The organism is Salicibibacter kimchii (genome assembly GCF_003336365.1).
Classification (GTDB): Bacteria; Bacillota; Bacilli; order Bacillales; family Marinococcaceae; genus Salicibibacter; species Salicibibacter kimchii.
On sequence record NZ_CP031092.1, the window covers coordinates 2,562,560 to 2,574,559 of the forward strand.

General features: G+C 45.7%; 10 protein-coding genes and 1 pseudogene. 10 read left to right on the top strand and 1 reads right to left on the bottom strand.

Annotated features, from left to right (window positions below):
• The first annotated feature begins 8 nt into the window (after positions 1 to 8).
• The 3 genes and pseudogenes from DT065_RS18965 to DT065_RS13070 all read left to right on the top strand — a co-directional run.
• Positions 9 to 164 (top strand): hypothetical protein, encoded by a 156-nt coding sequence (locus DT065_RS18965; protein ID WP_160112552.1) that lies wholly within the window; start codon positions 9 to 11, stop codon positions 162 to 164.
• A 23-nt stretch (positions 165 to 187) separates the two neighbouring features.
• Positions 188 to 763, top strand: a complete 576-nt coding sequence (locus DT065_RS13065) for a type IV secretory system conjugative DNA transfer family protein (RefSeq protein WP_114374131.1) — start codon at positions 188 to 190, stop codon at positions 761 to 763.
• A 730-nt stretch (positions 764 to 1,493) separates the two neighbouring features.
• Positions 1,494 to 2,153, top strand: a pseudogene (locus DT065_RS13070) (reverse transcriptase domain-containing protein); the annotation flags it as partial.
• On the opposite strand, the gene DT065_RS13075 reads toward DT065_RS13070, so the two are convergent.
• Positions 2,149 to 3,600: a transposase gene (locus DT065_RS13075; RefSeq protein ID WP_114374133.1), complete on the bottom strand. Its 1,452-nt coding sequence runs from the start codon at positions 3,598 to 3,600 to the stop codon at positions 2,149 to 2,151. The pseudogene DT065_RS13070 and the gene DT065_RS13075 sit on opposite strands and share 5 nt — an antisense overlap.
• Here DT065_RS13075 and DT065_RS13080 point away from each other — a divergent pair.
• From DT065_RS13080 to DT065_RS13110, 7 genes are all read left to right on the top strand, one after another.
• Positions 3,599 to 4,867, top strand: a complete 1,269-nt coding sequence (locus DT065_RS13080) for a group II intron reverse transcriptase (RefSeq protein ID WP_114374135.1) — start codon at positions 3,599 to 3,601, stop codon at positions 4,865 to 4,867. The genes DT065_RS13075 and DT065_RS13080 overlap by 2 nt on opposite strands.
• A 118-nt stretch (positions 4,868 to 4,985) precedes the next feature.
• A complete protein-coding gene (locus DT065_RS13085) occupies positions 4,986 to 6,971 on the top strand; it encodes a VirD4-like conjugal transfer protein, CD1115 family (protein ID WP_114374137.1) in 1,986 nt (661 codons plus the stop codon).
• A gap of 15 nt (positions 6,972 to 6,986) precedes the next feature.
• Positions 6,987 to 7,181, top strand: a complete 195-nt coding sequence (locus tag DT065_RS13090; protein ID WP_114374139.1) for a hypothetical protein — start codon at positions 6,987 to 6,989, stop codon at positions 7,179 to 7,181.
• Between the two features lie 21 nt (positions 7,182 to 7,202).
• Positions 7,203 to 9,053 carry a pLS20_p028 family conjugation system transmembrane protein gene (locus DT065_RS13095; RefSeq protein WP_114374141.1) on the top strand — a complete coding sequence of 617 codons (1,851 nt, stop codon included), beginning with the start codon at positions 7,203 to 7,205 and terminating at the stop codon, positions 9,051 to 9,053.
• Between the two features lie 57 nt (positions 9,054 to 9,110).
• Positions 9,111 to 9,419, top strand: a complete 309-nt coding sequence (locus DT065_RS13100; RefSeq protein WP_114374143.1) for a DUF5592 family protein — start codon at positions 9,111 to 9,113, stop codon at positions 9,417 to 9,419.
• Complete coding sequence (locus tag DT065_RS13105; protein ID WP_114374145.1) at positions 9,416 to 10,051, top strand: TraC-like domain-containing protein; 636 nt, start codon at positions 9,416 to 9,418, stop codon at positions 10,049 to 10,051. The genes DT065_RS13100 and DT065_RS13105 overlap by 4 nt, the downstream gene beginning before the upstream one ends.
• Before the next feature lie 2 nt (positions 10,052 to 10,053).
• Positions 10,054 to 12,000 (top strand): VirB4 family type IV secretion system protein, encoded by a 1,947-nt coding sequence (locus DT065_RS13110; RefSeq protein ID WP_418314555.1) that lies wholly within the window; start codon positions 10,054 to 10,056, stop codon positions 11,998 to 12,000.

Here is a 12,000-nt window from a genome sequence, read left to right on the forward strand (position 1 = left end):
GAGTAAAGATGAACCATCGGAGGTGTACAATCATTACATTAACGGGCTATGAACGATATGGATTCAGCCGCATGTTTTTAGATGAATTAGTGGGTTATATTAAAAACCATTTCACCGGTTGGGCGGACATCCAACAAATGCTTGCCTACAAGGACGAAATATAAAGAAAAGGAGGTTTGACCCTAGCATGAAAGCAGTTCTAGCCAATAAATTTGTGCTGATTCCTTTATGTATCGGCTTATTTTTAGTGGTGCAGGTGATTGGCACCTTTTTATTAAATCTCGTGCAAGAAGCGTTGGGGCTTTTACAAACGTTTCCGAACATCGAAGAACCCTTAACTTTAGAATGGGGTTATTTCACCACGTTTCAGATCACCGAACACCCTTGGTTTTATGGCATAACATCCGTTTTGGGATTGATGCTCGTTGGCATAACGATTTATAAACTGACCAGCAATTTCGCATCCATTAGTCGCGATGAAAAAGGCTCCCAACGGTTTGCGACCAAGCAAGAAGTAGCTGAACAATATAAAAAGATTCCTGAGAAGGAAAAAAGCTATCGCGGTAAAGGTGGGGGTGTTATTGCGCACAAGGGACACGCTCATTTTATCGATGATGGAGCCGTTCATAACATGGTGATTGGCACCACCCGTTCCGGGAAAGGGCAGCTGTATGTGGATCCTACCATTGATGCATACGCAAGGGCTGAAAAAAAACCAAGCATGATTATCAATGATATGAAGGGTGGCGCGACACGTTTCTAAGTGAAAAGCTTAGACATTGTTGAATTCCCAACAATGAACTGTTATTCCGAGAAGTCAAATGATGGGGTAACGCCCTGAAGGGCTTCCTTTAATCCTCCGACATGCGAGGTAGTTAGCAAGAACTTAATCGTATGAAGCTCGGTGAAGTCGGCTGAGAGTTACCGTAAACTCACATTGAGTTCGAAAGTCGTTCAGAGATGGACGATGTAACCTATAAGCCGGAAGTCTATAAAACACTTATGGTTAGAATGCACATCATAAACCAGCCGCGAACTGTGGTTTGTGCAGACGAATCTCCGATGGTACGGGTCTATATCATGAGGAAGTCGAAAGGCTTTCTGACACAGATAAGTGTCGCTATTGTGGATGAGTAAGACTCTCCTTTATGAAAGTCCATATACCGTTATAGGCGGTATTGAGGGTAGCAGGCTCATAGGGGAAACCTAATGGTGTATGCATAGATAGGAATAACGGAACGTGGTAAGCTGCTAACGTTGAGGACTTGCATTCCAATGAAACGGTTTTAGGGAAAGCAATAGGGATAATACCTACTTGTATAACTTAGATTTATAGCAGTGAAAGTGGTGGCATAGTACCTATGAAACGTGTAATGAACGTGGAGGGATGGCCACTAGTCGATTGAAGACTGACAGTTACCAAATGGTTCATTCATGGTTTCGAGTAAGACTAAGAGATGTAATTCTCCACGTAAGATAGGAGGTTACAGCCCATGTTGAAGAAAACCAAGTTGAGACACAATGAATATTACGACATGCAAAAAGTGTATGACGATCTTTATTCAAGCAGTCTAAACGGTAACAACTTCTATAAGTTAACTGAGATTATTGGTTCAGAAAGAAATATACGACTGGCATATCGTAATTTCAAAACAAACAAGGGTAGTAAAACAGCTGGTACGGATGGCCTTACGATCAAGGATATATGGCATTTAAATGATGACCAAATCATTTATGAAGTGAGAAAAAGATTAAAAAACTATAGGCCACAACCAGTGAGAAGAGTATTTATCCCAAAAGAAGGCTCTAGCAAGAAAAGACCACTAGGAATCCCGACGATTTGGGACCGATTAGTTCAGCAGTCTATGCTTCAAGTACTCGAACCGATTTGTGAAGCAAAATTCCATCCTCATAGTTATGGTTTCCGACCGAATAGAAGCACCCATCATGCATTTAGCAGGATGGTAAGTCTTGTAAATATCGGGAGACAACACTACTGTGTTGACATTGACATTAAAGGTTTCTTTGATAATGTCAACCATGGAAAATTGCTCAAACAATTATGGACGTTAGGAATAAGGGATAAATCTCTTATAAGTATTATCTCTAAGCTATTAAAATCCGAAATTGAAGGAGAAGGAATCCCTACTAGAAGACTGGTGAAAAACTAAGCATTTTTCGCTCTGACGTCAGGGTTGCTAGCCTGATAAAGGGAAATAAGCGAGAAATAGCAGAGGTTTGGCAGTCCTTTTCGTTTCGTTTTCTCGGTTGATGGCATACGGAAATACCGGTCTTGGGCCTTTTCCCTTTGAACCGGCATAATTTCTTCAGGTTTTGAACGATAGCTGTACAAAGCGCTTGTTCCTGCATGCAATCAACCCCTCTGCTTCGGGCACGATCCAGCCCGTGGACCGTTTTTGCCTCCGCAAATCCATGTTCACACTGTGACCGTTTGTTCTGGATGATTCGATACTTCCCTTGAATCTGAATGCATTTGGCTCGATTGGTTACTCGAACCTTGTCGACCTTTGCTTGTCGTTTTCGCAGTCTTTCCGGATCATAGGTTTTCCGTTGCCAGCTCGGAATCGCTTCTAATTGATGGTTACGCAAAGAAACCAAAGGAAGGATACTTTGAGAAAATAAGCTTGCCAAGAAATCCGAGGTTCCATAAGCCTTGTCCACCGATAAGGTTTGAATACGGATGTGCGGATGTTTGAAGCGCATAGAAGCCAATTGTTGTAGCGTAACCTCTCGTTCAGCCGTTCCGGAAGCAACGCTTGCATCTGTATCCAAAATCACCCCGGATGCCGTATCCGTCAAGTTATGAACAAGATAACGCAGATACGTTTCCTGTCCTTTGCTTTTTCTGTACAAGCGAGCATCCGGATCGGTGGTGCTGCGATGGGTTTGATTGGAAAAGGTTTTGCCATGAAAATCTTCATGATGGGCCTGTTCCTCGAGCTCGCCGGAGGACTTATCCCCATGTGGATGGGACGAAGGCGGTTGATCATCATCGTCGTCGTTGGTTTCTTTGGATGGTTCTAACGTTTGCTCATCCTTTTCTTCCAAATCTGCCAAGTAATCTTCGATGGTTTGGACCGGAGCCAATTCCCTTTCTTTCAAACTGTGGATAGAAGCATTCGCACGCACCTGGGTCCCGTCCGCACCAGCATGAACATCGGGACGAACGAGCCCGGATGCTATGCATTGATCCACCACATGCATCATGACTTGTTCAAAAATACCATGACGTCGCCAAAGGGCTCTCGTTTTCACAAGAGTTGTCCGATCAGGCAGGGAGGATTCAAAATCCAGACCACAAAACCACAAATAACCCGCATGCATGGGGAGTAAATTAAAAAGCTCCCGTTCGGAATGATCGAAGAAATATTCCAGCACCACAAGACGCACCACGAGCTCGGCGCGCATCGACGGACGTCCCATTCGTTGGGCATATAGGGGCTTCACCCATTCATGGACATGAGAAAAGTCCATCACATCCTTTAATTTTCGCAGGATATGATGGTCGGGAACAATATCCTCCATATCGACCGATTGAAACAAACGAGTTTGAACATAATTTTGCTTTGGCGATTGCATGGGTCAACCATCCTTACGTTATTGGTGTTACTTGTTATATTCGACAATAAATAGCAAATTCCTTTCTATCTCGACTAGACTTTTTCACCGGACTTCTAGAGGGACAGCGCAAGGCGGAGTTATCTCGCCGCTTTTATCCAATGTGGTACTGAATGAATTAGATTGGTGGATAAGTAACCAGTGGGAAACATTTGAACCCCAAAGAGCTAATTCTATAGGATTTAGACAATATGCTAGGAAATATACAAAGCTTAAAGATGGTTACATTGTTCGCTATGCGGATGACTTTAAAATCATGTGCCGCACATACCAAGGAGCAAAACGGTTCTATTATGCGACTGTTGACTTTCTAAAATCCCGACTAGGATTAGAAGTTAATGAACAGAAATCTAACGTTGTAAACCTAAAGAAAAACGCTTCTGATTTCTTAGGTTTCAAACTCAAAATTGTTAAGCAAAACAAAGCCAGACATGGTTATGTTGCAAAAACATCAATGAGTGATAAAGCCATCTCAAAAACCAAGAGAATCCTAAAAAACAGAATTAAAGAGATACAACATGAACCTACTGCTGATACAGTCAAGAGGTTCAATATTACCCTTGTAGGAATACAGAATTACTACAGATATGCCACAACCATTTGCAAGGATTTAACAGAGGTGAATTACACTCTCTTGAAATCCATAAAACCCAGGCTGAAAAAGAATGCCACAATAGTGAAGTTCAGTGAAACAAGCGTACAGTTTAGAAGGAAAACCAAAGGTATAAGACCTAGCACTAAGACTTTTTCTGTACAGGGTGCGCCCCTTCTACCCATTACAGGGGTTCATCGTAAAAATCCGCAGAATTTCAGTCAAACGATCTGCAATTACACCATAGAAGGTCGTAACAAAGTACACAAAGGTCTTAAAGCGATTCCTAGAGATGTCCTTACACAAGTAATGAACACTTACTCTAAAAGCAGGAGTATTGCGTACAACGATAATCGCATCTCAACGTACATCGCACAGTATGGAAGATGTTATGTCACAGGTGAGCCAGTTGGCGTTGATCGGATCCACTGCCATCATGTTGTACCAAGGGATAAAGGTGGATCAGATAAATACTCAAACCTAATCATTATTGATACCTATATACACAGGCTCATTCACATCACAAATATTGACAAAATCGCTATGTACCTTAGATACTTCAATCTAAACAAGAAGCAAATGGATAAACTGAACTCTCTAAGGAAAACGTCTGGTAATGAACCGATAACAACGTAACTTATGAAGTCAGTTGGAAACGATGGAACGCCGTATGCGCGGAAACGCGCTCGTACGGTGTGAAGTGGGGGAAAAGGCGGAGATAATTTCAAACCCTTACCTATCACTATAACTTTTTGTGCGCTTCAAAGAGACGTTAGAACAGCGCGGCTTTGACGTGTTAGCGCTCAATATGATGAATCCGATGCAAAGCATGAGTTATAATCCTTTGCAATTGATTAAAGACGCCTACAAAGAAGGCAATTACTCGGTGGCGGAGACCTTGTGTGAGTCGCTCACGCACATGCTCTATTATAATCCACATGTGAAAGATCCCATGTGGCAAAACAGTGCGATGTCGCTTGTCAACGCGATGATCTTGGCCGTAACCGAAGATTGTATTCAAAACGACGAAGAAGAAAAAATCACCCTTTATACCGTTGCGAACATGTTGTCTGAACTCGGATCGAAGGAATTGCCGCATCCGTCGAACCCCAAGATCGTCGTCAACGCCTTGGATCAGTACTTTCAGGACCTTAAACAGGATAGCGTAGCGAAAATGCAGTATGCGACAAGCAACTTTGCCAAAGGCAATACACGCTCGGGAATCTTTACGACAGCCATGGCAGAACTTCGACGCTTCACCTTGAGCGAACAAGCGAAAATGACCGCGAAAAACTCGCTTGATTTGAAGAAAGTTGGTTTTGGCCAATCCATCGAAGGCAGGGGCGCCCCCTTTTCCAAAGTAACGGTGACGTTTCCGGATGGCACACAGGAAATGAACCAAACCGGGGAGGGGGGCTATTGGGTGGTCCATTTCCAAGGAACGCTCCGGGAAAACGATGCCTTGAGCGTTGATCATGATCCCAATCCTCTTTCAAAGCAAGCCTACAAAAAGCGAACGAAAGAACAAAAATCAAAAATCCTAGAGGAACAGACACGCATCGAAGTAACGATAAATACGGTGAACGAGGAAACGGGCGAAACGTCACTGGAACAGGAAAACCATCCGGACGTCGGCATCACGGAGGTGGTGAGTTTCAATCGACCGATCGCGCTGTTTATGATCACCCCGGATTATGATGATTCCACGCATGTACTCCCATCCATGTTTGTGGATCAATTGTACTTCACGTTGGCAAAACACGCATCGATGGCGAAAGGGCAATCATGTCAGCGCGAAGTCGTTTTTATGCTCGATGAGTTTGGGCAAATGCCGGCGATATCAGGCATGGGGTCAAAAATGACGGTATCCCTAGGTCGAAACATTCGCTTTCATCTCGTCGTGCAGAGTTATGCGCAACTCAAAGACAAATATGGGGAGGACGTTCAAAACACCCTTCGCGGGAATTGCGGCAATCACATCTATATCATGACCGCAGACGTGGAGACAGCCAAACACTTCTCAGAAAAACTCGGCGATGAAACACGGGAAGTCGAAACTCGGTCCGGCACACCGTTTTCATTGAAAAAAGCGAAAACCGATAATACGGAAGGCCGAAAACTTTTAGATGCGAATGAATTGATGGAAATCAAGCAAGGGCATACGGTCGTTTCTCGAACGATGAAGCGTGAAACGCAAGATGGCAAGCAAAAGATTCGTCCGTTCCCCATCTATAATAAAGGCATGCCTTATGCCTATCAGTATTTAAACTTGGATGCTGATCGGTCCATTACCGATGTGGAGGTAGACACGCCGCATCGACACATCCGATTGTCGGAGCTTGTTATGGATTTTTCCTTTTTAACAGGTGAAGCATCGTTGGATAACAACGAAGAAAGGAAAAAAGCCCCCCAAAGCAAAGAAACAAAGGCACCAACATCGCCGCAGGAGGATGCAGCGAGGGAAGAAGGCTGGAAACAAACGCCTCTATCTGAGGTGTTAACCGGTTCTTTATGGACGATGGCGATGGATCGGATAGCTCCGTCGATGGATGCAGATGAAGAAAAGATGCAAACGATGTCGGTCAATGATTTTCTCCAAATAATAAAGATGCTAGGCGATTCAGACGAGGTGGATAAAAACACCTATGCAGCGATCCGAAAAACCATTGATCAGTACGTTGAATCGTGGGAAGATAATGAGGAAACCCATAAAGACAACCACCAAGAAGCTGTCAGCTAATATAAGGAGGAACCGATGAAACCGAACATTATGAACATGATCCAACGTTATCGCGATCAGATCGAAGAAGGCGAAGTTGTCACGATCGTTCTGCAAGACGCTGTTGTTACGCTGCAACCTGGCCAAAATGAGGCGCCGGTGGACGCGCTTATTGAAAGCATCGACGAAAGGATCGATGTCACCCGGGAGATGTTTATGGAGGAGGAATAACGGCAGGAAAGGAGGGAGACGGTGGACGAACAAGAACTACTGGACACCTTACGCCAATTTGAAGACGAACTCAATACGGGAAATATCTTTAGCTACCTGTTCCGATTCCTCGGCTGGTGGCTTCTTTTAGGTTTTCGGGCGATTGTGAGCGGGATGGAAGGCGTCATTGATGGCGTTCTTGTGCTCTTGGATTTCTTTCAGACTGAACCGGTGCTTGAATTTCTCCAAACGATTCAACCCATATTGTATATCCTGCTTGCCCTTGCGCTTGGGCTTATTGCCTATCAGCTTATGTTCCAAAGAGGCCAGCAACGCTCGCAAATTCCGGTGAACATTTTCATTTCTATTATGACGGTGACACTCCTGACTTGGGGGATGAATCAGGCCAGCAGCTTTACCGATGATGCGGTGGAAATAGCCTCCGTCGGGGATGGTGCGTTTGATATGGCCGATCAAATTGTCCATGACCATGTCACCGACGTGGCTATTTATGACGAAACCGGCTGGCAAACCCCGGATGTGGAAACGCAGCACCATGTCGATCCGGAAAACATCGATCAAATTGATATCAACGAAGAAATCACCGATGATTTTGAAAGAGCAGATGGAGAAGATTTATCAGAACCAGGTCAAGCGGTACTATCTAACAAAATCGGCATTGAATCCAACGGCGAAGAAGGGTTAGTCGACATTGGTGATGACGGCTGGTTCGACTTTTTCCCGGAAAATTACTATCGATGGGATGTGAATTGGGGAACGGGGTTGATTACGCTCGGCGTGATGGCAGTCACCATGATTCTCGTATCCATTAAAATTGCTAAACTATGCTTTGAACTCGCCTTTAACAAAGTCGTTGCGCTGATCATGGCTTATGCGGATATTAGCACCGGGCAACGATTGAAAGAGATCCTCAAAAACATCGGCAGCATTTTCGTCTCTATAATCATGGTGTTTTTGAGTTTGCGCATGTATATGTACTATACGGAGTATATTGCAAGCGAAATGAGTGGGTTTGGCTATTTGATCGCCATGATCGCCGGTAGCCTTGCGGTCATTGATGGGCCGAATATTGTGCAAAAACTCTTTGGCATTGATGCAGGTCTTCGCAATGCTTGGACGGTCGCGGCCGGTTCCTACTTTGCCGGAAAAGCCGCCAAACCCGCGGTGCAGGGCGCCGCGAAGATGGCCGGGAAAGCAACAAAAGGTGTCGCTTCGGGTGGCGTGAGTACGGCGGCAGGAACCGCCGGTGGTATATCCGGTTTAGCTGGTGGCAGCAAAGGTGGCCAAGGCTCCCAAACGCCGAACAATGGCGCCGCAGGGAACCAAGGATCACCGACGCAAGCCGGAGCAAAATTCGGACAATCCGGTGGCGGTCAACAAGGGACGGCACCCCAAGGGCGACCAGCACAGGGAACACCGCGGGCAGGGTCACCGACAAATGCCCAATCCCAAGGCGAAGGTTCCACTGCGAATGCCAACGCGGGCGCCTATCAAGATACGCAGCAACAACCGCAACTGACGGGCACCAAAGGTAACGGTCCATTAGCACCGCCACCTACGCACGGAGGTAAAACGCCATCTCTCCAAGCAGAGATGCGCGAAGAAGCCCGCAAAGGAGGCGGCGGTAACCAGCGATCGGCGACGTTGCACCAACAAATGCAAGCCGATCAAAACGGCCATGAACCAACCACAAGCGACATCCCCATGCCAAAACGATCGGCTGGCGGTGAGACGCGAACGGTGGGCCAAGCGATGCGCGATGGTACGTCACGCCGTTTTAACAATAACCCTTATGTGCAAAAGAGCAAACGCAGTTATCAGCTTGGTCAAAACACGACGCGAAATTGGAAAAACAAACGCAACAACCGATAAGACGCAGGCTTCTTTTTCTTGAAGTCTGCTTTTTTATATGAAAAAGGAGGGGTGCTGTTGCATTATAAAATTCCCACAGAGGTTACGGCAGAATTGAAATTGAACCGGTGGCTGTATTTAACCGATTTACTCGTTGCGATTGGCATGCTCGTGATGGGCTTTATCCTTCACGCACTGATTCATCCGTCGCTGACGATCCCGTTTGTCGTGTTTATGGTCGCCTTATACGGCTTTTGGCTGTATCGCCCCAAAACGAATCCGCATATGCGCATGATACAGGTGGTATGGATGATGCTCAGCCGGGACCGTGCCACTTATCATGCCCATGATCCGCACGAAGAAGCGACGAAGGAGGAAGATCTATGATTTATGAGGACATGGTGGGCCAAGACGCTCTCTTTGATGAGCATAAAAAACCAAAACGACGGCTGCGCCTTGGCGAGCGTTCGAAACCGAAGGAGAAACGGGACCGAGCGCCGGACCGCATTGCCGATATTATCCCGATTCGAGACATGTCCGACGACGGCGCAATCGAACTGCAAGATGGTCAAGGCTATATGGATGTCTTTCAACTCACCACGAAAGATGTGTATGCCCAGAGTGATGCTGAAGCCGAAATGGACATTTTGGGGCTTACGCAATTTTTACGCGCGTATGAGGCGGATATCAAGATTGTCTCGCTTAATTTCCCGGTCAACATGACGCCGCAATTGGCACATATCCAACAAAAAATCGATGCCAACGCGTCGCCACTGATCGATCGCTTTTTGTTAAAGAAAAAGGTGGAACTGGAATTTTTAGAAAAACACCGCACGAATCGCGAATTTTACCTTTATGTATTTGGCGATACAATAAAAGATTTATCCGAACGCACGCAATTTACGCGCCGAAAACTGCAACGGGTCCTGCCTCTGTCTACCTTGTCCAATTCGAAGAAATTGGATGTGACCTATAAACTCAATAATCAAAACTCGAAACTTGATCATCAGAGGGGGTAACAATGATGAGCCTTTTACAGATGCTTGCGCCATGGAAACGCAAAGACGACACCGATGCCACGGAGACCGAACGTAAGGGTTATAACCCGTATTTGCTCGCAAACATGCAACCCCAAGGCGGCATCAGCTTCAAGGAAAGTTTTATACGTAAAGGGGATGGTTACGAAACGTGTGTGCACGTGTATAGCTATCCGAAAAATACGAAGGATTTTTGGTTGGAATCCATCGTCAATATGGAAAACGTCATCACGACCATTGATGTCACCTCGGAAGATCGTCATAAGGTACGCGAAGGCTTAAATAAAGGGATCGACGAACAAAGTTCCCGGATGATGACAGAGAAAGAAAGTGTCAGTATTTTGGAAGCCCGAAACAGCTTGGATGATCTTCAAGACCTGTATGCCTCCGTCTATGAAGAAGGGGAAGTGATCAAACGGGTGCATCTTCGCCATTATGTGAATGCGCGAACGAAAGAAGAACTGGAAGACAAAGTGAACGAAGTCTTAACGGCTCTTGAAGGGGAAAATTTCAGAGGCGCCGTTTTTTTAAATGAACAAGACATGGAGTGGAAAGCGCTCCATGAACCGTATACGGCGCAAGCGAAACGCCGCAACCGCCGCAAAGGGCAGGCGATGCCAGCGATTGCGCTAGCCGGTGGCTTTCCGTTCCACTTCACTCAACTCCATGATCCGACCGGTACCTATCACGGTACAACGATGACCGGCGGTAACGTCGTTTTTGATTTGTTTCACCGTGATAAAGATCGGAAATCGTATAGTTCCGTCGTGATTGGGGCGATGGGGGCCGGTAAGTCAACGCTTTTGAAAAAAATCATGCTCGATAATGCCATTAAAGGGCATAAAATTCGTGCTTTTGATGTCGTTGGGGAGTTTTTACCACTCACAGAGGCGATCGGCGGCAAACAAATTGCCTTGGATGGCACGGACGGCATCATTAATCCTTTGCAAGTGTACCGGACGGCGAAAGATGATTTTACGTCGTTTACGCAGCATTTATCAAAACTCACGACCTTTTACCGATTTCTGGCCCCGGAAGCATCCGACAATGAACTGAAAGAATATGAAAATATGCTTCGAAAATTGTATGTCTCTTTAGGTTTATGGAGCGATGAAGGGGATGCCAACCTTACGGGGCAACCGGTGGAGGCGTATCCTATTTTTTCGGATTTTCTGGCATTTATTCGTGAGGAACTTTACGCCGATATATCCACAAGCAAGCAACGCGACAACCTAAGTCTGGAACGCAAACGCCGGCTGGAAACGATTGAGTTGAACATCCAAAACCTTGTTGAAACATACGCTCACCTCTTTAATGGGGTATCCAGCATTGCCGATTTTCAAGACGAACACGTCGTTATCTTTCAGTTGCGCGGGCTGAGTCAGATGCGGACCGAAATCTTTCAAGCCCAATTGTTTAACGTCATGAACTTGTTATGGGATGCGATGCTTACCAACGGCGCCCCCCAATTTGAAGCTTATAACAACGGTGAAATGACGTTTGAAGACGCCGAACGGTTTCTCATCCTCATGGATGAGGCGCATCACATTATCAATACCAAAAAAGGCAGTGGCCACGCTCTAAGTTTCCTCACGACGTTTGTACGAGAAGCCCGCAAATATTTTGCCGGTTTCACGTATGCGTCGCACACGATCCGGGACTTTGTGCCGGAAGGTTCCGACCAAAGCTTGGTCGAGGAAATTAAAACGTTGTTCGAACTCACGCAATACAAATGGATCATGCAACAAGACAGCAATAACCTTGAGATGTTGCAAACCATCTTTGCCGGGCAGTTATCTGAAAGTGAGGTTTCGCAAATACCGGATTTACAAACTGGAGATGTGGTTTTAAACATTCAAGCCGTTAAAAACCTACGCTTTTCCGTTGAAGTCTCAGACGAAGAATTGGCGTTGTTCGGAGGAGGAGCTTAA

Bases quoted from the DNA above. Each gene is read 5' to 3' on its own strand.
- DT065_RS18965 (WP_160112552.1), top strand. From the start codon at position 9: ATGAACCATCGGAGGTGTACAATCATTACATTAACGGGCTATGAACGA.
- DT065_RS13065 (WP_114374131.1), top strand. From the start codon at position 188: ATGAAAGCAGTTCTAGCCAATAAATTTGTGCTGATTCCTTTATGTATC.
- DT065_RS13080 (WP_114374135.1), top strand. From the start codon at position 3,599: ATGGGTCAACCATCCTTACGTTATTGGTGTTACTTGTTATATTCGACA.
- DT065_RS13075 (WP_114374133.1), bottom strand. From the start codon at position 3,600: ATGCAATCGCCAAAGCAAAATTATGTTCAAACTCGTTTGTTTCAATCG.
- DT065_RS13090 (WP_114374139.1), top strand. From the start codon at position 6,987: ATGAAACCGAACATTATGAACATGATCCAACGTTATCGCGATCAGATC.
- DT065_RS13105 (WP_114374145.1), top strand. From the start codon at position 9,416: ATGATTTATGAGGACATGGTGGGCCAAGACGCTCTCTTTGATGAGCAT.
- DT065_RS13110 (WP_418314555.1), top strand. From the start codon at position 10,054: ATGATGAGCCTTTTACAGATGCTTGCGCCATGGAAACGCAAAGACGAC.